This window comes from Rhodopirellula sp. SH410 (genome assembly GCF_055811895.1).
Genome location: NZ_CM147949.1, coordinates 1371832 through 1394016 on the forward strand (window position 1 = coordinate 1371832; position 22185 = coordinate 1394016).

At 57.0% G+C, this 22185-nt stretch carries 15 protein-coding genes, 1 tRNA gene and 1 CRISPR repeat array; of the genes, 2 read left to right on the forward strand and 14 right to left on the reverse strand.

Annotated features, from left to right (window positions below; translation table 11 throughout):
* Positions 1-119: 119 nt before the first annotated feature.
* Together SH410x_RS05220 and SH410x_RS05225 are read right to left on the reverse strand one after the other, a co-directional pair.
* Entirely contained in the window at positions 120-2477 is a 2358-nt protein-coding gene (locus SH410x_RS05220) for an alpha/beta hydrolase family protein (RefSeq protein WP_473675255.1), read from the reverse strand.
* A gap of 173 nt (positions 2478-2650) precedes the next feature.
* A complete protein-coding gene (locus SH410x_RS05225; protein ID WP_473675257.1) occupies positions 2651-2851 on the reverse strand; it encodes a hypothetical protein in 201 nt (66 codons plus the stop codon).
* Positions 2852-3117: 266 nt separating this feature from the next.
* Between SH410x_RS05225 and SH410x_RS05230 the strand changes: the two genes are divergently transcribed.
* Positions 3118-3435 carry a hypothetical protein gene (locus tag SH410x_RS05230; protein WP_473675259.1) on the forward strand — a complete coding sequence of 106 codons (318 nt, stop codon included), beginning with the start codon at positions 3118-3120 and terminating at the stop codon, positions 3433-3435.
* Between the two features lie 39 nt (positions 3436-3474).
* On the opposite strand, the gene SH410x_RS05235 is transcribed toward SH410x_RS05230, so the two are convergent.
* The 10 genes from SH410x_RS05235 to SH410x_RS05280 all read right to left on the reverse strand — a co-directional run bounded on the left by SH410x_RS05235 (position 3475) and on the right by SH410x_RS05280 (position 20519).
* The gene (locus tag SH410x_RS05235) at positions 3475-3660 is read right to left on the reverse strand and encodes a hypothetical protein (RefSeq protein WP_473675261.1); all 186 of its coding nucleotides are present in this window, start codon (positions 3658-3660) and stop codon (positions 3475-3477) included.
* Between the two features lie 141 nt (positions 3661-3801).
* A CRISPR array of direct repeats spans positions 3802-8079; the repeat unit is 33 nt; unit sequence GTTTCAATCCACGCCCGCGTATGAGCGGGCGAC.
* 186 nt (positions 8080-8265) lie between these two features.
* A complete protein-coding gene (gene cas2, locus SH410x_RS05240) occupies positions 8266-8556 on the reverse strand; it encodes a CRISPR-associated endonuclease Cas2 (RefSeq protein ID WP_473675263.1) in 291 nt (96 codons plus the stop codon).
* Positions 8557-8561: 5 nt separating this feature from the next.
* Entirely contained in the window at positions 8562-9647 is a 1086-nt protein-coding gene (gene cas1c, locus SH410x_RS05245; protein WP_473675265.1) for a type I-C CRISPR-associated endonuclease Cas1c, read from the reverse strand.
* Complete coding sequence (gene cas4 / locus SH410x_RS05250) at positions 9644-10309, reverse strand: CRISPR-associated protein Cas4 (protein WP_473675267.1); 666 nt, start codon at positions 10307-10309, stop codon at positions 9644-9646. Before cas4 ends, cas1c begins: the two co-directional genes overlap by 4 nt.
* Positions 10309-11274, reverse strand: coding sequence for a type I-C CRISPR-associated protein Cas7/Csd2 (gene cas7c, locus SH410x_RS05255; RefSeq protein WP_473675269.1), 966 nt, complete (start codon positions 11272-11274; stop codon positions 10309-10311). Before cas7c ends, cas4 begins: the two co-directional genes overlap by 1 nt.
* 125 nt (positions 11275-11399) lie before the next feature.
* Entirely contained in the window at positions 11400-13193 is a 1794-nt protein-coding gene (cas8c, locus tag SH410x_RS05260) for a type I-C CRISPR-associated protein Cas8c/Csd1 (protein ID WP_473675271.1), read from the reverse strand.
* Positions 13194-13198: 5 nt separating this feature from the next.
* Positions 13199-13966, reverse strand: a complete 768-nt coding sequence (gene cas5c / locus SH410x_RS05265; RefSeq protein WP_473675273.1) for a type I-C CRISPR-associated protein Cas5c — start codon at positions 13964-13966, stop codon at positions 13199-13201.
* Between the two features lie 231 nt (positions 13967-14197).
* On the reverse strand, positions 14198-16615 hold the full coding sequence (locus SH410x_RS05270; protein WP_473675275.1) for a CRISPR-associated endonuclease Cas3'': 2418 nt from the start codon (positions 16613-16615) through the stop codon (positions 14198-14200).
* 236 nt (positions 16616-16851) lie between these two features.
* Positions 16852-18282, reverse strand: a complete 1431-nt coding sequence (locus SH410x_RS05275; RefSeq protein WP_473675277.1) for a DUF1254 domain-containing protein — start codon at positions 18280-18282, stop codon at positions 16852-16854.
* A gap of 776 nt (positions 18283-19058) precedes the next feature.
* Entirely contained in the window at positions 19059-20519 is a 1461-nt protein-coding gene (locus SH410x_RS05280) for a DUF1254 domain-containing protein (protein WP_473675279.1), read from the reverse strand.
* A 78-nt stretch (positions 20520-20597) separates the two neighbouring features.
* Here SH410x_RS05280 and SH410x_RS05285 point away from each other — a divergent pair, with 78 nt between their 5' ends.
* Positions 20598-20774, forward strand: a complete 177-nt coding sequence (locus SH410x_RS05285) for a hypothetical protein (protein ID WP_473675281.1) — start codon at positions 20598-20600, stop codon at positions 20772-20774.
* Positions 20775-21400: 626 nt separating this feature from the next.
* On the opposite strand, the gene SH410x_RS05290 is transcribed toward SH410x_RS05285, so the two are convergent.
* A tRNA-Pro gene (locus SH410x_RS05290) sits at positions 21401-21474 on the reverse strand.
* Between the two features lie 153 nt (positions 21475-21627).
* Complete coding sequence (locus SH410x_RS05295; RefSeq protein ID WP_473675283.1) at positions 21628-22092, reverse strand: hypothetical protein; 465 nt, start codon at positions 22090-22092, stop codon at positions 21628-21630.
* Positions 22093-22185: the final 93 nt, after the last annotated feature.

The window sequence follows — 22185 nt, forward strand, 5'->3', positions numbered from 1 at the left end:
CGAGCGGAAAATAAGTGGCCGAACGCTCCGCGGTCGGAATGGTCGAACGCGGAGCGTTCGGCCACAATTTCAGACAGGAAATCCCCGCTCCTTCCTTAGCAATTCACGATCGCGATTTGCTATTGGGTTGTTTGCAAGTGTCGGCGCAAGAACTCAAAGGTCCCTTGCCCATTGATCGCATGGGGCCCATCAAACCATTCAATCTCACACTGTTGTGGCAATTTCAGTCGGGCGGAATAGAGAAAGCGAATTTTGGCGAATTCTTTGGCAACTCGATCGTCTGGTCCCACGCCGTCATAGTGTCCTCGCTCAACCATGAAGGGGCGTGGCGCAATGAGGGCAGCCATCTCTGCATAGTTGAACGTCTTCCCTAATCCAAACTCATAGATCTCGTACTCGCCGGTTCCCACATAGCTGTAGCGAGACCGGGTCGAAGCGGTTTTCCAAACCCAGTCGTTGAAGTCGGCACTGCAAATCGAAAGGCAGTAATCAGGCACGAGTGCAGGCAACCGCATCGCTGATTTACCACCATACGAGAGTCCATAAAAAGCGATTTTGTCGCCATCGACACTGGGGATCGTCCGCAGCCAGTTAATAATCTGCTGGTGTTGCGCCGCGATGATCGAGAACAGTGTCTTTCCCAGCGGGTAGGACTTCCGCTGCAGTGTTCGAAACGCATCTTTGCCGATATACGGGTTCTGGGGCGCGAACACGATGAATCCCGATTCAGCAAGCTTCGCGGCAAAGTTGTGATAGGCGCGATGATCACCGAGAAAGGTATCTTGAGGACGCCCTTCAAGGCCGTGCTGACAGACGACGACAGGAAGCTTTTGGCCCTCAGCAATGTTGTCGGGCATTAGCAGCACACCGGACGCAACGACGTCTGGGAAAACGTCCAGCATGACGTCGTAGCCTGTCCAGCCCTGTCCCTGATACGTTGCTTGCGATTGGGCCGAGACGGGCAGCTTGGGTTCGTCGTACCAGCCGACAACCTCGTTTCGGAAAATTACGCGAAACCGCTCGATCGACTGCTCGTACGAGGCCGGTGAAGTCGTATCGAGCGTGTTGGTGTCATTGTCCGCGATGCTACGAGAGTAACCGAGGTTCATGAATTCACCGCGTTCGTATTCACTCTCTTCCAACCATGCTTGGTTGTGCCGGTCTAACATTGCCAAGCGGCGGGCCCGTCGATCAATCGCTTGTTGCTGAAGCGATTGACGTACTTTATGGAACCTCTTGGCGTCGCTGTTGGACAGCAGCAGTGGTTGAGTGACGGCGGGAAAGATGGCCTTCGATGCTTGGCCGGGTGCGAGCAATTGACAGTGTGACGGTGCATCCGTTTTCGAAATCCAGGGCGTGGTGATCCGATCAAACTCCCGTTTGACGGTTTCCGCGTTGGGCGATCGCCAACTCGCCGGTGCGGCCCCTCGTTCGCCTGATTGTTCGATCTCAAAACGGGGCCAATCCTGGATTGTCACCTGCCGAGGAGCGATCGTGGCGGCGAGCCTCGCGTCATCAAAACGATTCAGTAAACCGAAAACATTTCGCTCGATGGGTTCCCGCCAAATCTGATCCCGTGGTCCGAAATACCCCGCCACCACCACATGGTCGATGCGTGGATCAACGACGCTCGCCAGTAACGCCGTTCGTCCGCCCTCACCCATGCCTGCTACCAGCACGCGAGCGTCTTCCGGTGCAGCGGATGGAGTCGTACTGCCGTCGGGTTTTGCCGTTTGTTGGGCCAACGGAACCAGCCAGTCGATTGCCGATTGAAGTGTTTGGATCTCGTATCCGCTGAGCGTTCGTCCCAGCACATACGCCGAGCGATGGATCAACTCGCGGCGAGAGAGGGTCGCGTTATTGTGCGATACCTGATCATGCCCCACGCATGCGACTTCCAAAACAGTCGTGCCTTCATCAACGAGTCGCTTGCAAACGCTCGCTTTGTAATCCGCATTGCTACTGGCATCTTCGCGGGCCCACAGCGACGGATCGCCATCGTGTGACAGCACGATCGCGCATCGCCCCGTCGCTTGCTGAGGCAACCACAGCAAACCATCGCCCCATAAGGAAGGCTGCCACTGAATCTTTGCTGACGCGCCCGGTGATGCAGTGACCGCAGGCGCCGGATGCGACGCCACGGGCCAGTCAACCGCGTGGATCGCATAGGACGGTGTGCGGTGCAACGCAGGATGGCGTATGACCGGATCGCTCGGGTACCGTGTTGGTTCCAACCCAAGTTGTGCTTTCAGGAACTCGACGTTCGCGTCGACATCTGCGTCATGGCCCCAGAATCTCGCCCGCTGGCCTGCGGACTCGTCCAGTTTGTCTAGCAAAAAACGGTCGATCCCAGCAAGCATTGCGGTCGCAGGATCGTCGGGGAACGCAGACGCTTGCGTGGTCGCTATCGATTCATCAGCGAACGTGCTTGCGCTCATCAAGAACAACGCGATCAGATGGAAGATACATTGTTTCATGAGTGCTGTCCTAATGAGGGCGAAGGGTTTCGGTGGGCAAAAAAGCACTCGCGATTCAACGACGATTTGCTCGATTTCGCGTACGCGTGCGGTTGTGTGGCCGAAACAAACCAGCCGGGCAGTTTACCAGATACACGACATCAACGATTCGCTGCCGATTCTCTGCCATGCGGTCAGTAACGCTTTGCTGTTGAGGACAGGCCGCGTGTGTGTCCCCGTTGCGATCGAGCAAGCTTTCCCGCTGCGTCGGCTCCCGGCTCGGTATCGAGCGAGTGAAACTCGGACAGTCCCTCCATCAACCGCAGCACTCGGATCGCCATGCACAGGATCATCCGACCGCAGCGTGCGCCGGAGGTTTGGGAGGCATGTCTCAAGTGCCCAATGATTTCTTTGTGGGATTGGATTAACAGCGTTAGACTGGGCCTGCCGTGAAATGAGACTGGGCCTGCCGGGAAAAACGGAGCGAAGCTCTGCAGAGGTGCGGGCCTGGCAAGGGATCTCCCGGTCGATGGTACGCCAATGGTGTTGTCAGTCCCTGCCGAACATTCCTTCGGCAAGGACGCTTTTTTGAAAACACATTGGATACTGGAGCGATCCTTCAAAAAACCTTCCACGGTACTCCCGCGCACCCTTCCGTCGGATGAGCCACAATAGCCACCATGTGAAATCCCTGGCCGACAATCCACACTACCAGCGAATTTATGGTACCGACACGATGGCGGACTGGGTTGAAAGCAACCAATGTCCCGAGAACGACAAGCTGTGCTCCGAAGCCGTCTGGTTCTCGCAGATCCAATTGCTCGGCACGCGAGCTGAGATGGAATACATTGTGGAGGCGATCGACCACGTTCGAAAACACGCTGGTGATCTGAAACAGGATGATGCCCCGACTGCTCGCGTTGAACGGGATCATGCCCCAGCTTTGGCGGCAGGATTCGCGTCTGAGCGGACCGGATGAGTGCTCTCCGATAGGTTACTCGGACGAGTTAATCGTTTTTCAGTCGTACTGGATCTGACCACGTCCCAATTGTCTTTCGTCGCCATCAGACGCGTGCCTTCGCCCGCCTGGGGCCATTGCAGCATTCGTCGCCGCGTCATCGAAGTCGCCAATGAAATTCACCGCTGGCAAACGCATCAGCACGAGTTTGCCAGCGAACATCACGAACCCAGTCGGCAAAAACATGGGATACCCACGAAGATGGAGCAGTGCCCTCGTGAGACACAGTGACTAACGAGTACACGCGGTCTGCGATTCTACTCAGACTCTCACGCCCGCGTATGAGCGGGCGACGTAGTAATGCCGAACGACAACGGCAGACGCAGTGTTTCAATCCACGCCCGCGTATGAGCGGGCGACTTCCCGCCGCCAGAGGAGCGGCAGGAGGGTCCAGTTTCAATCCACGCCCGCGTATGAGCGGGCGACGATGGCTAAAGTCCGACAACAACGCGCAGACGAGTTTCAATCCACGCCCGCGTATGAGCGGGCGACATCGGTGTACGATCCCTGTCCGTGTCCCTTGCGGTTTCAATCCACGCCCGCGTATGAGCGGGCGACGGCACCAAAGGCTAGCTAGTACCCTACGCCACTGGTTTCAATCCACGCCCGCGTATGAGCGGGCGACCTGAGCCTCGCGGGCAGGGCTTTTCCGCCGTACCTGTTTCAATCCACGCCCGCGTATGAGCGGGCGACACAAGCCCCGCTAACGGACTTTATACGTAGTGTGTTTCAATCCACGCCCGCGTATGAGCGGGCGACGATCGGTTCCCGCATTTTGGCGGGGCCGACTTGGGTTTCAATCCACGCCCGCGTATGAGCGGGCGACTGTCCGTCCCGTTCCGCATGGACGTAGCATATTTGTTTCAATCCACGCCCGCGTATGAGCGGGCGACGTGGATCTGGTGGTAGATGATGCACACGTTGGCGTTTCAATCCACGCCCGCGTATGAGCGGGCGACGAGGCGATCGAGGTGCTACTCCTGATCGAGAGGCGGTTTCAATCCACGCCCGCGTATGAGCGGGCGACTCCCGGTCTCGAAAAGTTCGTGATCGATGATAGCGTTTCAATCCACGCCCGCGTATGAGCGGGCGACCTGGCGGGCACCGCAACCCTGAAAACGAGAGAATGTTTCAATCCACGCCCGCGTATGAGCGGGCGACGTTCTACCGAGCCGGAAAGGGCCGAAAGGCTAAGTTTCAATCCACGCCCGCGTATGAGCGGGCGACGTTGCTTCACTTGGCACCAAGTGGAACAGGGGGAAGTTTCAATCCACGCCCGCGTATGAGCGGGCGACGCGAGGAGAGCACCGAGACTACCGCCCATGGGCCGGTTTCAATCCACGCCCGCGTATGAGCGGGCGACTCCACCACGGATGTATCGGGGTACTCCTCCTCCTGTTTCAATCCACGCCCGCGTATGAGCGGGCGACGCGAATCTGTATAGCAAAATCGTGTACGGGCCAAAGTTTCAATCCACGCCCGCGTATGAGCGGGCGACCCTGTGCGGCACGCTGCTCCTCCATGATTCGCTGTTTCAATCCACGCCCGCGTATGAGCGGGCGACAATCAATCCTCGTGCTTCCATTTCAGCGTTATAGTTTCAATCCACGCCCGCGTATGAGCGGGCGACGCCGAACCAAGCAGCATCGGATCGTCAATCACTGTTTCAATCCACGCCCGCGTATGAGCGGGCGACGGCTTCGGCCGCTTTGCGGATGGTCTTCTCGTCGTTTCAATCCACGCCCGCGTATGAGCGGGCGACATTTTGTTCCCACAACGCCCATTTGCCGATGGGTGTTTCAATCCACGCCCGCGTATGAGCGGGCGACCCGAGGTTTTAGTTTTTGTTTCGTTGGATTGTTTTGTTTCAATCCACGCCCGCGTATGAGCGGGCGACTTCTCGTTGAATCCGTAAACGGTCATGCTTGCAGGGTTTCAATCCACGCCCGCGTATGAGCGGGCGACAGCGAGTGACGACATGGGAAAGTTGCCTGGCGGCGTTTCAATCCACGCCCGCGTATGAGCGGGCGACTGCTTGGTGCGGTCCAGCATTTGTTGGTACGTGATCGTTTCAATCCACGCCCGCGTATGAGCGGGCGACACAAAGACGGGCTATTGGTGCACACAGACTACGAAGTTTCAATCCACGCCCGCGTATGAGCGGGCGACCGATCTGAGCCTTACCGGCATCACCAGCAACGCGTTTCAATCCACGCCCGCGTATGAGCGGGCGACCAGCCTCGATACGGTTCTCGATGTAACGATGGACGTTTCAATCCACGCCCGCGTATGAGCGGGCGACGCGGCGGCGGCGAAGGCAAAGCCAACCCACTGCAAGTTTCAATCCACGCCCGCGTATGAGCGGGCGACGAGTGTGATGGGGGCCCAAACACGGGATCTCGACGGTTTCAATCCACGCCCGCGTATGAGCGGGCGACGGTAATCATTGACGAAGTCGATCGACCACGAGTGTTTCAATCCACGCCCGCGTATGAGCGGGCGACGAGGACGGCATCCTTTCGATGGGAGACCGTGAGCTGTTTCAATCCACGCCCGCGTATGAGCGGGCGACACGCCATCCATCAGGTTGGATCAGCGAGCAGCGAGTTTCAATCCACGCCCGCGTATGAGCGGGCGACGGCTCACCTCCGAAACGGCGGCGGCATCGTCGCAGTTTCAATCCACGCCCGCGTATGAGCGGGCGACAGGCGAGGTACCCTCGGGGATGCGGCCCATCAACGAGTTTCAATCCACGCCCGCGTATGAGCGGGCGACCGTCCTCACCGACGGCACACGGCTCGTCTATCCGTTTCAATCCACGCCCGCGTATGAGCGGGCGACGTAGTTCGGCCCGGCAACCCTGCGGATTTTCCCAAGGTTTCAATCCACGCCCGCGTATGAGCGGGCGACAGCGATAGACAGTGCTCAAACATCGTCGTCTAACGAAACAGGTTTCAATCCACGCCCGCGTATGAGCGGGCGACAGTCATGGACCCACCCGAATACCCCAGGTCGGTTGTGTTTCAATCCACGCCCGCGTATGAGCGGGCGACTTTGATGCAACTATCAGTTGATCCGATCGCGTATAAGTTTCAATCCACGCCCGCGTATGAGCGGGCGACTCATGGACCCACCCGAATACCCCAGGTCGGTTGTGTTTCAATCCACGCCCGCGTATGAGCGGGCGACAGTCAGGGGCAATAACGCTATTGCTTTACAACGTGTTTCAATCCACGCCCGCGTATGAGCGGGCGACAAGCGTGCTCCCAAACAGCGGAAACTACAGTAGTGGTTTCAATCCACGCCCGCGTATGAGCGGGCGACACGAGAATCAGAGCGTGAAGCGGAGCAATACCGGGTTTCAATCCACGCCCGCGTATGAGCGGGCGACCGTGCTTGGTCCCAGTCCTCGGCCATCGCTCGTTGGTTTCAATCCACGCCCGCGTATGAGCGGGCGACGAGGGGACTCGCACCGTGGGGCCTTTGCCGTGGGTGTTTCAATCCACGCCCGCGTATGAGCGGGCGACCGCAAAAGGAGGAATAAAAGAAGATTGCCGGAATGTTTCAATCCACGCCCGCGTATGAGCGGGCGACGCGATGCACTCGGCATCGCGGCCGACGCCGACGTGTTTCAATCCACGCCCGCGTATGAGCGGGCGACACCCTTTTCCCCTCTGAACCCTTCCTCTCCTATGTTTCAATCCACGCCCGCGTATGAGCGGGCGACACGCGGTGCGATGCTTGGTGCAATGTTCATAGTTTGTTTCAATCCACGCCCGCGTATGAGCGGGCGACTTGATCTACGGTCCCGGTTACATCGACACGGACGTTTCAATCCACGCCCGCGTATGAGCGGGCGACACCGGGGAATCAGAGCACGATTTCGAGATGGTCGTTTCAATCCACGCCCGCGTATGAGCGGGCGACCCGCGGGCGACGTGGATTCCGTCGACCGCTTCGTAGTTTCAATCCACGCCCGCGTATGAGCGGGCGACCGAGCGAAATCGTCATGGGCTCGTCGTGCCATGTGTTTCAATCCACGCCCGCGTATGAGCGGGCGACGTTTCCGTCATAGTCCTCGTCTATCGGTTCGGTTATGTGTTTCAATCCACGCCCGCGTATGAGCGGGCGACGGATGGGGTAGGCGGATGGAAAAAACTGGAAGCCTGTTTCAATCCACGCCCGCGTATGAGCGGGCGACGCCCTCACCACAGCATTCGGCTGGTCCTGGCTAAGTTTCAATCCACGCCCGCGTATGAGCGGGCGACCCGATCGTGAGAGTGATCTCCAGATCCTCGATCCGTTTCAATCCACGCCCGCGTATGAGCGGGCGACATACCGAACACTTGGACCGTTATGTAGTCGTCGGTTTCAATCCACGCCCGCGTATGAGCGGGCGACTTCGGTTCCTCGGCACCGTGGCCGTCGTCTGGATCGTTTCAATCCACGCCCGCGTATGAGCGGGCGACTTTGCTGGCGATTACGGCGTGAGGGGATTAGTATCGTTTCAATCCACGCCCGCGTATGAGCGGGCGACACAACGCAGCCACGGGGCACGCTGCTATCTGCGGAGTTTCAATCCACGCCCGCGTATGAGCGGGCGACCACAACAGCGTAAGCTGAGGCGTAGACAAGAGTAAGGTGGCTGGTTTCGCGGACCTGCTTCCTGGAGAAGATTCGCGATGTGCAGTTGGGACAGGAGAGAGTAGATTCGTCGCGATTTAACGACGATAAGGTCGATCGCGAACCCCCCACGTTTTGCCGAGCACTAGAGGTCCGCGTGATCGATGATCAAATGATCAGAGGGCCTTCTAGATCAACGCTCGGTTTGGCGCCAATGTGTTCAACTTTGTCCTGATGCCGACTGCCCAGGAAGTAGAACCGCAAGCTGTCCGTCGATTCATCGATCTCGTCAATCAACTCCCTGCGAAACTGAATCCATTGGTCCGGGGTAACAATGCACTCGAAAACAGAATTTTGGACGCGTTGGCCATAATTCAGGCAAGTTTTTGCCACTCGTGTCAATCGACGCTGGCCCGCCTTCTCGACCGTTGATACGTCATACGCAACTAACACCATCATCGTATTTACTTCCAGTTGAAAGGTGGGTAGGCATCCAAGTCACCTCGAAGGTGTCGAGCGAGCAGTCTCGCTTGGATATGCGGGACCAAGCCGAGGCTCATCGTTTCGTCCAAAAACGGATGGCGAATGGCCTCTTGTTTTCGTTTTTGATACTCCGCCAACACCGTCTTGCGGGCTTTATCGGTCATCCACACCGCGCCAGTTGGCTGGATCTCGAAATCCGAAGCTTTCAATTGACGACGATTGACGAGGGACAAGGCGACACGATCGGCGATCGCTGGCCGAAACTCTTCCATCAGATCGAGCGCCAGTCCGGGACGGCCTGGTCGATCGCGGTGCAGAAAGCCGACGGCGGCATCGAGTCCCGACGCTTCGCACGCGGATCTGACGTCGTTGGCGAGCACTGAATACAGGAACGACAACAGGGCGTTGATCCGGTCAAGCGGCGGTCGCCGCGATCGTTTCGTGAACGCGAACGCTGCTTTGTCACCGCGAATCAAATCGTTGAACACCTCGAAGTACACACGACTGGCATCACCCTCGATCCCGCGAAGAAAGTCAACGCGATTCGCCCCACGATCACCTGCGTCGTTTGCTTTGACATCATCAGGTTCACTAGCATCGTCGCGTTGCAAACGTTTTGTCGTATTCGAAATCCGCAAAGCCGCCTTGTCCAATCGATCTTTCGCCGATTCGTCATCGGTTTCACGGGCCGCTCGTCGCAGGGTCGTGCGGTAGTTGGCTAGTTTGCCGATCACACACGCTCGCGCGATCTCTCCGCTGCGTCGTGGACAATCCGACCATCGGTATTGCTCTCGTCGCAGCAGCACGTTGCCCGGCGTGAATCCATTGACGGAGGCAAGGAACCGACCGTGCTCGGTCATCAGCGAGACGCTGATCCCCTTTTCGCCGCACGCACCGAGCAAGTAGGGACTTGCACCAACACGTCCGAAGCAGACCACACTGCCAACATTGATCATCGGCACGCGAAAGACGTCCTTCTTTTCAACGCGGACGACAATTGCGTCGCCCTGTTTCCGCAGGTAGGCTCCCTGGGTGGTAACAAACAGAGTATTGAGATGATGCTTCACGGCTGGTCCGTTTCATCGAAAAGAGATTGAAGATACTTGCGAGCTGTCGTGCGTGGTCGAGGGGCCGTTGGTAGGCAGAGGTCAACTAGCGAGCAGGCTTTGCACTTCTTCGGTTTGTAGATCGGCAACGGCGTTTTTTCAGACGCAATTTGAGCGTGCAATCGCGAGATCGTGTCGGCCGTCGTTTGCCTGAGCGGCGTATCCAGCGGAACTTCGACGCGCCGCCGCGTCATCCCAAAATAAAGAAATGCGGCAGTGACCTGGTAGCCGAGCATGTCTTCGATGCACAACGCTTGAGCACAAAGTTGGACTTGGTACGGCAGATCGAGTTTCGCTTTCGGCTTTCCCCGTTTGTATTCGACCACATGAATCTCGTAGTCGGTGTCCAGCCCCGTTGCCTTGCGATAGAACTCAACCAAGTCTGCTTTTCCGGTTAAACCGTGCGTGAGCGAACAAAGCCCGAGCGAGCGAACAATCATTGCCGCTGCGAGATTTTCACTCGCGCCCGGGTCATCAACGCGCGTGTGCAATTGGTCTCCTTCGACAGTGTATCGATTGTTCGCCCACAGTCCCTCGATATGGATCAATGCCGCCCGGCGTTCACAGAATAAAAAGTGCTGCAGGGCCGAGATCGGCAAACAATCGTCTTCGTCAAAAGCCATTAGGTCAGCTTGTCAAAGTCGCGTGGCAGATTGAGCAACTCGACGCCGGTCGGCAGTCGCGATTCGTCCACCGTCACGGTGTAATCCGCGAACGTCCGAGGCACACTGGTGTTCTTTTCGATTTTAACAATCTCCTCGAACAGTACTTGTGCAGGGGCGCAACCTAGCATTGATTGGCGTGTTCGTTGGGTCTCGTCGGAGTCGGTACCGACATGCTTGAAAACGAACAGCGGCTGACGAACGGTCATCGTTCCCTTGCTGGCCGATCGATCGTGCTCGTACATGTTCAGGACGGCTTCGAAGAGCATTCGCAAGTCGTCGGTGTTGAAACCGGTTTGCTGAGCCAAGTGTGCCGAAATGAATCCTTTGCCGATGAATAGCCCGTAGGGAATCATTTGTTTGCGGCCCATCGTCCGCAATTGATCTTCGGGAGTGTCGGCCTGATCGGCTTCGAGTTTCTCGCTACTATCAGTGGCCTTCCCAACGGCGACGGCCATTCGCGTGATCGATAGATCCAGTGGTAGGATCGGATCGACGCTGCGTGAAAACGCGATTTGCACGGGACCACGTACTTGACCAGCGTTGGCACCCGTGGACATCACGGCACCGAACGTTCGCACGTCGAAAAAGTTTTGGCACATCCAATCGCGCGCCGCGTGGACTTGCTTTTTGTTCGCGCCTTTCTTTTCGGGGATGCTACCAGCGGTGGCTTCGTGGGCACGTGCGATCTTGGTGTTCAGATTGCAAGCGTGTTCGATAAAGATCGCGTTAGGCATTTGGTTGCCGCTGGCGAGTTGCACGTAGTTGCGAATACGTCGCTTAACGGAGACATCGGAAACGAGTCCGTGCATATCTTGGGGATCGATCCGGGGCGCGTTGCCCGCATCTGGATCACCATTGGGGTTGCCATTCTCGCAATCGAACAGGAACAGGAATTCGTAACGGTTTTGGACTGGGTTAGACATAAAGTGATTTCCTTGAGTCTTAGTAATTTGAAATAAAAATTTGCAAGAGCGTTCTGCCGAGATTGCAAGCACGCCGATCCCCCACCCGCTCTTTTCCAAAGCGTGGCGAGGGGAGCCTGAATTGTTTACGTATCGGATGTTGCTGCGGCGACTTCTTTTTTGGCGTATCGAGTCGCCTGTTGTTGGTAAAACCCCAGGGCGAACAGCGTTTGTTGTTCCAGCGTCAAAGTTGTTGGTGGAGCCGTTTTCATGCGACTCCAAAGACGCGTCATTTGACTTTCGAAATGATGACGCAAGCCGCCATCAATTTTCGGCAGGTGAGCAATCTGGGCCGTTCGCACGAGTCGCCCGAGTACCAGAGCCGGTGTTGCGGATGCGGCGGCATAATAACGCTGCACGACTCCGGCACCGACATCGCCCAGTGCAGCCTGTTGAATGTTAGCCAACACCGCCATGATCCGGCCACACAGGTAGGCAGGGTCGTCAATTGAATCGTCAACATCAGTTGTCATTTCGGAAAGTTCCAAGTGAGAGTTACGAATTAAGAAGGCGCGCAAAAAACCGAGTCGCGCGTGCCGCGCCGCTTGGTCGCCAATCACGTCCATGCGGACGCGGGCAAGAACTTGAGCTGCGAGGGGCGGCGGGATCGGTGCTCCGGCGAGCGCTGCTCGCCATAGCGTCGCTACAGTCGGAGCCGGCATGTCGCGAAGATCACGCACCATCGCACCGAGTACTGCAGCAAATTTGTGTTTTTGAATCGTTGACTTTCCGTCGCGGGCGACGATCGACAAATCGTCGAACCACCGTTTGACGTGTCTGGCCAACTCTTCAAAGCTCCCTTGCATCCAATCGCGTATGATCACGCGACCGGAATTGCCGGAGATCGTCAGGGCGTAGTATTCGCAATTGAGCAAGTCAGTACGCTGGCCCGACCGGATCGCGTCGAGCAATCGCGAGGCACGTGATTCCGCCGCCAGAACTTCTTGCTGTGACGGATCTTCCGCTTCGTCGTCGCCCGAATCACCGGCCACCAAATCGCCGAAGATATCCTGGCTCAGTAAATCGTCCTCGGCGGCAAGCGGTCGGCTGTACCAGTAGACCACCTTCGTACCACACATTCGTCGTGACCGGCTGCCGATCAAGCGATTGAGCGAGTCGGCAACGAGTTTGACCATCTCCACGCTCATCGCCGCGTTCTCGCCTTTGGTGAACCCATAATGGCTGAACGAATCTTTATCGAATGAAGACAAAACGTCGCCTGTCGCGAGTCCTCCGACATCCGACAACCCGGTCACTTTGTTTTGTGTTGCCGCCGGATCGACCATCTTGCCGCTGAGGAAGCATCGCATCCGATTGTCGGCGGACCCGGACTTTGCAACCTGTTTGCCGACAGCAAGCGATTCGCGATGCGTTCGCCACCAATCATGCCAATCTGGTTCATCGACGAAGATCTTCGGCAAGGATCCATTCATGACCGCGATCGTGCAAGAGTCCGTCGGCTTAGCCTTTAGCTCTTTCAAATCACGACGGATCTCGGTGAGCGATTCTTCGTCATCCAGCGTGGCGGCGATCACACCGAGTGTTGGTATCGATGTTGCGGCTGCCGTGAGTAGCCCGACGTAGCTGGCGTGATGGACCATATCCCGCTCTGTCACCTCGTCCTTCACCAACAATGCGATCTTGTCGGTGCTATCGACAAGGAAGTGTCGCGAGCCGGACGATACCATTTCACCTTGACTCAGGTCGGGACACTTCGCAAACTCGCGACCCTTCTTGGACGAGTCGTCCTTGAAGTCCACGGCGCTGACGAATTTTCCGTCACGATCGAAGACCAGCAACCAGCGGACCCATTTCGGCTTGAAACCCGGTTCGCTATCGATGCCCGCGATGCGGGCGTAATGGATGAGTTCATGGAGCATGATGTTCAGTCAACCTCCACGGACGAGATGTTCGCTCGGAGTACCTCAGGACTGCCGATGGGAGGAACTTCGAGAACACCGCCGGCAATTTTCGCGGCAAACATGGAGACAGACGGTTTTACTTTCAAAGGGTTTTTCACGGACGCGGCGTGGTTGTCGGCGGTCAAATCAAACACGTCATACAGCATGAACCCTAGGTCTTGCGTGTAATTGATGGGTGCCGGCTCGTTGTCGAGGCTTTCAATTAAGCGAAAGAAACTGATGAACTCGCGGCAACCCAGGTACGGTTGTTGAAAACACTTGCCTTGCTTCGCACGGCGAACAAATTGACTGTCACACGAGTTCTGTGCCGCGTCACCTTTTCGTTTAGGAACGATGTGCGCGTGCAAGCGATAACGCGGTTGACGCAGTGCCATCGTTTGACGCTGGGTGCGACCTTTTTGGTCACTGCCAGTGAGTGATTTGTCAGCGTCAGCGAGCAGCGGTTCAGGCTGCTCGACACCCTTCATCCAGCGTTTGACCATCGTCTCGCTGATTTTTTCTTTGACCTCGTTGCGTCGCAGCGCGATATACGACGGTGGGTTCAGTAGTTCGATGCGGGTGACTTGCCAGTAGAACTCGGGCTTGAAGTAGATCGCGTCGAAGACACCCCGTGCGGCGCTGGGCGTTGGGCACGGGTACGAGTACCGCTCGACGGCAAGTTCTGGTCTCGAGAAACAGGCGAAATCACCCCACACTTCAAGCACATGGGTTTTTACATTGAGGGCTACCAAGATCAGGCTCCAGAGTTGGGGGCTGGGAAGTTAGACGCGTAACGAGGTTGACGAAATCGTTTTTCTTGGCTCCCTTCTCCCCCGGCTTTGCGGGAGAGAAGAGCCAGGGATAAGGGGGCGAGGACTATGGATGCGACGGTGAATTACGATGGTATCTCAGTACTCCAAAGCCCCTCTTCCCGAAGCGGGGCGAGGGGAACCATGTTTGTTGAGTCGTGATGATACCTTTTTTTACATGACCCAGTTCGTCTCGGCCAACTGCAGCCCAACCAAGTCGTCGTAACAGTCGTCAGTTGTGGGATGCCACCAGTCGATTTCTGACGTGATCGGGCTGGATTTCTCGTTCATTCCGTGCCCAAAATGAATCGGAAGTAAGCGGTTGAATAGGTCGTCATCTTCGCGAGGACGATAGACGCTGACGGAGTGAGCGGAAGCGAGTCGTTGCCAACGGCGAATTTGTTTGGGTGTCATCCCGCCTTGTTCGCTTGCAGTTTCGGTCGCCTCGTCGATCAACCGGGACGATGTCTCACGATCGTAGGGAGCAATGATATGAATCATATTTTGATCGATCAAACGGTAGTGCTGTTCCGTTTTCTCAAAGTCGCCGGCGCGGACGGCATCGAGAAGTTCCGCTTCATCGGGTTGTTGCCCGCAATCACGTCCCTTCAACGCGTACAACAATCGGAAATAGTCACGCATGCAATCGGGATCGTTGATGATCTCTGGAGTCGCGTCAGTTGATTGTGCCAGCACGGTCTTCAAGAAAAGCCGCGTCGCCTCAACGGCGGCGTCATAACCCGGTGGATAAGCGCGGCGGACTCGACCTTCCTCGTCCCGGTCGTCAAATGAGAAAACCGCCATATCGCACTTCGGTCTGTATCCATTGCGGTTGCAACGTCCGGCGGCTTGCGAGATCGCTTCGAGCGGTGCGAGGGCACGCATGACGAACGGAAAATCCAAATCGACGCCTGCTTCGACACACTGCGTCGCCACTAAATGAACCGGTTGGTCGTCACGGAGTCTTCGGCGAACCTGATCGAGAACTTGGGTGCGATGGCCGAGCGTCATGTTCGTGGAAAGATGCAAGACGTGTTCACAATTGCTAGAAACGGCCAACGCCAAATCGATCGCGTGACGTTTCAAATTGACAATGCACAGCGATTGACGATTCCGAGACAATCGCATCGCTAAATCGTCGAGTTCAACTGGCTCGTCTTGCTCCCAACACACGCGTACTCGCTCGGACGCAAAGTCAAACATCTCGCCGCCCGCGTCATTGATCTCGACGGGCTGCCAAGCCGGCGGTGCCCCTTTGGATTTGATCGGATCAACGATCTGTGAGACACGCTGGGAAAGCGACTCGAATGCGGGCTGGGTCGCCGTCGCAAACACGACGCTGGTGCGAAACGGTCCTGATGGGTCACACAGTCGCGATAGCGTGGCAAGCGTTGCAACAGCAAGTTTCGGCGGCAATGTTTGAACTTCATCGAACAAAATGACACTGCTAGCGAGCCGGTGCAGTTTCCGACAACGAGAAGGTCGGTGAGCGTGCAGTGATTCAAGCAGTTGCACGTTGGTGGTCAGCACGATCGGTGCGTCCCAGTTCTGTGAAAGTAATCGCCGACGAACTTCGGAGCGTGTGACGGAATCTTCATCGCTTGCATCCACATCACAACCTGCTGCGGAATGCGACTCGAGAACGATTCCATCCCCGAATTGCTGCGTCGAAAAGATGTCTCGATAGATCGATGCGGTTTGGTCGATGATGTTGAGAAACGGCATCACCACGACGATACGGCGAAGACGATGCGTGCGGGCATGTTCCAACGCAAATCGCAACATCGCGAGTGTTTTGCCAAAGCCTGTCGGTGCCGACAAGGTGAACGCACCAAGTTGATGAGTCGATCCGACGTGAGCGCACCGCTCGGCCAAGCGGTTTCGCAGAACGTCAATGGTCGACGAGGAATTCCTTACGAATCTCGCGGCGTAGCGATCCAGTGCCGCGATCAACTCATCCACGCACATTGGAGCACCGTCGGCGCGCGGCCGCCGGGGAATCTGCGAATCGCCATCAAAATGAGCTTCGGTTTCAACGAAGTCAGCATCGACGAGTGCGGAGAACAACATTCGTGTGTCAAGCATGTCGGCGGCTTGCGAACACCGTGGAACCAGCCCGCTGCCGCTGAGCCGAGGCATTTCAAATCCATCGGCCAAGAACTGCTTCATCGCTGCTTGGTGTTCTTGGACGGTCGACGTCGTGAACCGTAGCGGTTCTTGCGTCAATACCTTGCTCAACCGCTGATTGAGACTCGTCAAGCTATCGAGCGAAGGCAGCCCGGCATGATGTCCTAATATGGCGAGAGCGGGCATGATCGCGGCCGGTTTCTTTTGTGCCAACAAGGCCCACGCTCCGAGCGTCCAATGATCGCGGCCCGGTTCACGCCAATCCCGCAATCGCCGCTGAAACTGCTGCGAATACTTGCCCAGATCGTGCAGCAACCCCGCTGCACGAGCTTGCTCCTCAGCCCCGAACGCAGCCGCGTACTGTGACGCGCGTCGAGTCACCGCATCGAGATGTTCAAATACCGTTTCGAAGCGTTCATCACGCTGTTGTCCGTTGCCACTGTGTGCAAACCATCCCGACTGCATGAAGTGTCTCCCGATCTCAAACGCGTTCTTTGCCAATTCGTGACAATTTTACCAAGCCGTTTGACACGTTTGGTCAAGAGCGGGAAGGTTAGCCATCGTAGACGCCGTTGATATGTCGCTTGTCTTACTCTCCACGCATCTTGTCGTCGGTATCAAAGGCCTGCGATCTTTCACTTCTGAACGGGCGGACCGCTCCCGCAAGCGACCGGTCCGCGTTGTTCAATGTCGAATGTTCCTTATTTCACCCGTTCAATTTCCGTCGGCTGCCACTCTTTGGTGAAGAAGGATTCGAGTGGGCTGTAGAGGCGGAGGATGGTGAACCAGCCTTTGTTTGGCATGGTTTGGATCCAGTTGCCGCGATCGACACCTTCGGGTTGGGTTGGGCCGAAGAAGAGGGTGGTGGAGCCATCGGCGTTTTCTTTGGCGGCGGGTGATGGGTAGGTCTGGCTGCCGGCGCGAGGGTATTTCTGTGGCGTGGCGAGCATGGATCGCGACTGGTTGTCATAGACGGTGAAGGACCAGAACGCTTCGGCGGGGATGTCCTTGGGAAGGGTGACCTGGTAGGTCTGGCCGCCGTCGAAGGGTGTGTCCTGCGAATCGAGGAAGTTCATCAGATACTGCGAACCGACGCGTGGCAGACGCATGATCATGCCGGGAGAATCCAGCGTGTAGCCGAAGTAGAAGGCGGTACGTGAATCCAGCGTGCGGGCACCGGTCGGTGGGTTCGGGACGAACATGCCTTCCTTGGTGATCATCGGCGGTGGTGTTTCGAAGTTGTAGCCACCTTCCCAGAGCATGTTGCCCCAGTTTGAATCGTCGTAATAGTTCCAGTCGGGGTGAGTGGCGGCATAACGCCAGTTGAGAACGCGGCCGGTGGCGTTGCCGAACTTGGCGGCGTCGGTGAGGACTCGCTTGGCATTGGCATCAGGGCTGAAGGGCTTTCCGTGGACGATGCCGATCGCGGCGAGTTGCCCCGCGAGTTCAACGTCGTAGCTGGTGGCCGGCTCGTTCTGGACGTTCTCGTTGATGATCTCGAAGAAGCCGAAGTCGCTTGGTGGGACAGTGTTGAAGGCCTTACCGCTGGCTTCGACGAATTTCGTTTTGGGAGCCGGTGGATTCTTGCCCAGTCGCACGCCGCCTTCGAGTGCCGTCGCGATGCTGGTGCCGTAGCCGCCCGGCGTGAAGGGATAGATTTCCAGCGTCTGCTTGATCATTTCCACGACCGGCTGGGGGTCGTTATCGACCAGGTAGGCACGGGACGCGTAGAGCACGCGGTTGGTTTGGGAATGCGCGACGTGGAAGCCGCTGTCGGGAAGTGAGCCTTCGTAACCCGGCGGAACGATCAAGTACTTGCCGCCCTCGCCGCGGTCAGGGCCAGGGAACCCGATATCGATGATCCACGAGAACCACATGTCGTTAATCGTCCCCACGCCCTTGGGTGGCTGCTCGATGACCATCGGTCCTTTGCTCAGATCGACTACCGAGAGGTAGTAGATGGTGTCGGCGTTGGCAGTGAGAAAGATGGAAGACGAATCCATCAGATCCGGAAAAATAACGACATCGTTGAATCGAGCACCGATGCTTTCGAAGCCCTTCTGGATAGCCAGCGCCGAAGCGCCGCGGAAGCTGTTGTTGTAGACGTTCAGACCATTGGTGAAGAGCTGCATGTCACCAATCGTCTTGGCGGTCTCTGCCGTCGGCGCGCCGTCCTGAAAGGTCAGCTTGCCAAATCCGGTCTCGACGACGTCAGGGGTGACGATCGATGCGGGGATACCATCATGGGTTTGGGCGAATGCAGGCGATGCGAGGCAGCCGCAGAGGGTTATCGCGGTCGAAACTGCAGTAAGCGTGGTGCTGCGAGAGCGTTTGTGGTTTGTTTTCATCATATTTCGTGGTTGAGTTTTCAAGAGTGCATGTGAAGATCGCTCGCGTGGCGATCACGATTTCCCGTAAATACCCGCTCATCAGTCATCGAGCAAAACGTCGTTGGACCGCGTTCCCATCAGGCCGCGGTCTCAGGGGTGGAAGCAAGGGGGCGATGCCCACGTCGGTGAACACATACCGTGGAATCGAATCGGCGGTAAGAAATGCCTAAAGAACGAGCGGGAAATTACTGTCTGAAGTTGTGGTCGGACGCTTCGCGGTCGACCATTCCGACCGCGGAGCGTTCGGCCACTTATTTTCCGCTCGTTCCGAAGTGATGCACCCGATCGAGCGTCCGGCGAGCGAACCTCGCAATGGCTTGGTAGGCGTCATCGTAGCTGGTGGCACCATTCGGCATGCCATCGAGATCGAATCGGAGTTTTCTTTCGCGACCGGCGTCTGCGTACAGGGCACACCGGCGAGGAACGGGCAGAGAGCGGTGAATAGGCCGGTGATTATACCGCGTGCTCTCGGGAGATGCCCGCGCTGGATCTAAAAAACATCGGATGAGCCAAAACATCTACTGAACCTGGACGGCTTTGGGCATCTTGTAAGTACCATTGGTCAGTGGCACGTAGGGACCATAGAAACGCGCGGTGAAACGCATGCCGTCAGCCGGTGCGGGAAGCCAGTTCTTCGCCTGGTCTGCATCGGACGGTTTCTCATGCTGGATGTAAATCACCAGCTTGCCATCCTTGACCACCAGATCGCCAGCCTCGAGCATGAAGCTGTTCACGGTGTAGCGGTCGATCTCATTGGCCACGAAATAGCCGTTGGAATCGTAAAGAGGAATGGACCAGAACTGGGTCACGGGCGGCAGGTCATCCATGTCGAACGTCATCGTGTACTTGTTCTTGCCACTGAGCGGTTTGCCGTCTGCATCGGTGAACAGGAACGCGCCGGCGTGGGAGATGTTCTTGTCCGGTGCCGCCCAGGCGGCATCGGCGATCACGGCACGATCCATCCAACGGGTCTCGAACCCGCCATCATTGCGGACCGCCCCCCAGCCATTCATGTTGATCAAATTTGTTTTGAGAGTGTTGCGGACACTCTGGAAACCAGCCTGGAAGCCGGCTTCCAAGCTCGCCTGCTGATCGGCAGGCAGCTTCGACCAGTCAAAGTGGAGGCCGTTCCCGATGTTCACCGCCTGGAACTGCGAGATCATTTCAGTCTCGAGCAACGAGTCAGGCAGCAGGGTCATGGTGGGATCGTTCAGAATGACGCTGAGCAGGGTGAAGTACTGTTCGGCGGTCTGTTTGTCGACCTGGCCGATCGCATACCCAGGCAGGCCTTCGGGAACGACATACGTCCCTGGCTGAATCGTTCGACCTGCTTGCGCCAGCCCCTGATTGCCATTGGCGATCCACTGCGCAGCCGGTGTCATGGTGACTTGATCCTGGTAACGGTTGATCGTCTCGATCTCTTCTTTCGAACCGGTCTCGACGGCCATTCGGACCACCGCGTAGGCCGTCTTGGACTGCCACTGGATAACGTCGGTGGTGGGGAACTCCGCAGGTAGGTTCTTTTCATAGCCCGGGGGCACCAGGATATATTTGCGTGCCCGGGTCCCGTTGAATGGCGAGCCGACGATCATGCGGAAGATCCCGTATTGATCCATCACCTGGACGCTGAAATAGCGGTCGGTGATCTCGGGGACTTCAATGACGACGGGACCAGCCTGTAAATCGAGGAAGCCCGATCCATAGAGCGTAGTGGCGTTCGGGGTGACCACTGGAAAGTCGGGCGTGATCTGCTTGCGCACCCAAAAGAACCGGTTCACGCCTGAGTAGATTTCGTTTTCCTTGATATCGTTCTGGGTATAGGTCCAGCGCTGCCCATAGAAGATGGCCTGCTGCAAACCGTACAGATAGGCACGCTCGGCAACCGATTCCAAGCTCGGTGCGGCTTGCTTGGTTCCATCTTGGGCGAACGCATCGACGCCGGCCGCCGACAGCAGCGCCACCATCGTTATCGCGAGCATTTTCCGAAGTGCCTTCTGTCTTGTTTGCCTATTTCCTGCGGGTTGATTCCGGGCGTGTCGACCACAGGGAACTATAGGATGGACTCGCGTCTGGTGCAGCAAAATTTCTTTTTGGACAGTCGATTGAATCGGCGATGGCGATTCAACAATGAGCCGAATGCCGTGAGGCATCGGGTACCACGCACCACCTCAAATATTGAAACGATGCAGCGACTGACGGCAGACGGGGTGAAATCGATGCCGCTGCGTTGGTGACATCACACGGTGGGGTGATGAGCCGAATGCCGTGAGGCATCGGGTACCACGCGCCACCTCAAATATTGAAACGATGCGGCAGCTGACGGCAGACGGGGTGAAATCGATACCGCTGCGTTGGTGACATCACACGGTGGGGTGATGAGCCGAATGCCGTGAGGCATCGGGTAACACGCACCACCTCAAATACTGAAACGAGGCAGCGACTGACGGCAGACGGGGTGAAATCGATACCGCTGGGTTGGTGACATCACACGGTAGGGGTGATGAGCCGAATGCCGTGAGGCATCGGGTACCACGCGCCACCTCAAATATTGAAACGATGCAGCGACTGACGGCAGACGGGGTGAAATCGATGCCGCTGCATTGGTGACATCACACGGTGGGGTGATGAGCCGAATGCCGTGAGGCATCGGGTACCACGCGCCGCCTCAAATAATGAAACGATGCAGCGACTGGCGATGGGGGAGTGACCGCCAACCGGGATGCTTGCGAGACTCTGCCCCGGCGGTTGCGCGGCGAATCTAAATGGGCTCGCTGCTGGCAGTCGCGCCGCTCCTGAAGCACAGGGCTCAGGGCACAAAAAAACCCTGCGAAACAAATTGTTTCGCAGGGTTTATTACAAGTCGGGGCGACATGATTCGAACATGCGACCTCCTGGTCCCAAACCAGGCGCTCTGCCAGGCTGAGCTACGCCCCGAAGTGTCAATAATGTCTTCTTCTGGCAATTCCGCGGCGAACCAAAACCGGCTCGCTTGCTGAATTCGCCAGAGCGTAACGGACGGAGCCGATTGTGGAAAGGTTCCCTTGGGAATTTTTTTCAAATCGCTGAGTCCGGGTTTCCCGAGCGGGGCTAATGCTGTTGTTGTTGTGCGACAGGATCGCCCGTTCCGAGCTGGGCAAGGACCTGCAGAATGCCGTTGAGGTGCGCCATCCGGGGCCCGAAGCGGTCGATAAATTCGTTGAGCATGTATTCGCCCTCGACGAGATGCTCGCCCGAATCGTCGATTTCCTCGGTCACCGATTGGAGGAATTCCGTTTGAACTTCACTGAGCGTCTCAGCCGCCCGCCGGCAGGCGCGTGAGAGTTCCGGATGAGCGTCTTTCCACTGCTGCAGCTCACCGGCTCGCTGTTTCTGCATGGCTGCATTCTGAGCGACCAGTTCGCCCAGCAGTTTAGTCTGTTTCTGCTGGCCAACGAGCATCTGGCGGAGCAGTTGGACGGTCATTTCCTCGCTCGACAAGGTTGGATGGGGCTCGGATTTCGCCGAAACATCAATGCGAAACATGGGCGACATCGGGTTGTCTTCGAGGGACATGCTGAAAACTTCCTGTGGTCGATCGGGACGAGAATACGGTCGAATGAACGTCGAGTGAGAGTATAACCACGAGAGGTCGAGATTGTCGACCAA

Excerpts from the sequence above, each read along its gene's own strand:
- SH410x_RS05220 (WP_473675255.1), bottom strand. The coding sequence starts at position 2,477 with ATGAAACAATGTATCTTCCATCTGATCGCGTTGTTCTTGATGAGCGCA.
- SH410x_RS05230 (WP_473675259.1), top strand. The coding sequence starts at position 3,118 with ATGAGCCACAATAGCCACCATGTGAAATCCCTGGCCGACAATCCACAC.
- SH410x_RS05235 (WP_473675261.1), bottom strand. The coding sequence starts at position 3,660 with ATGTTTTTGCCGACTGGGTTCGTGATGTTCGCTGGCAAACTCGTGCTG.
- cas2 (WP_473675263.1), bottom strand. The coding sequence starts at position 8,556 with ATGATGGTGTTAGTTGCGTATGACGTATCAACGGTCGAGAAGGCGGGC.
- cas4 (WP_473675267.1), bottom strand. The coding sequence starts at position 10,309 with ATGGCTTTTGACGAAGACGATTGTTTGCCGATCTCGGCCCTGCAGCAC.
- cas7c (WP_473675269.1), bottom strand. The coding sequence starts at position 11,274 with ATGTCTAACCCAGTCCAAAACCGTTACGAATTCCTGTTCCTGTTCGAT.
- cas8c (WP_473675271.1), bottom strand. The coding sequence starts at position 13,193 with ATGCTCCATGAACTCATCCATTACGCCCGCATCGCGGGCATCGATAGC.
- SH410x_RS05270 (WP_473675275.1), bottom strand. The coding sequence starts at position 16,615 with ATGCAGTCGGGATGGTTTGCACACAGTGGCAACGGACAACAGCGTGAT.
- SH410x_RS05275 (WP_473675277.1), bottom strand. The coding sequence starts at position 18,282 with ATGCAGCTCTTCACCAATGGTCTGAACGTCTACAACAACAGCTTCCGC.
- SH410x_RS05280 (WP_473675279.1), bottom strand. The coding sequence starts at position 20,519 with ATGCTCGCGATAACGATGGTGGCGCTGCTGTCGGCGGCCGGCGTCGAT.
- SH410x_RS05285 (WP_473675281.1), top strand. The coding sequence starts at position 20,598 with ATGGACTCGCGTCTGGTGCAGCAAAATTTCTTTTTGGACAGTCGATTG.
- SH410x_RS05295 (WP_473675283.1), bottom strand. The coding sequence starts at position 22,092 with ATGTCCCTCGAAGACAACCCGATGTCGCCCATGTTTCGCATTGATGTT.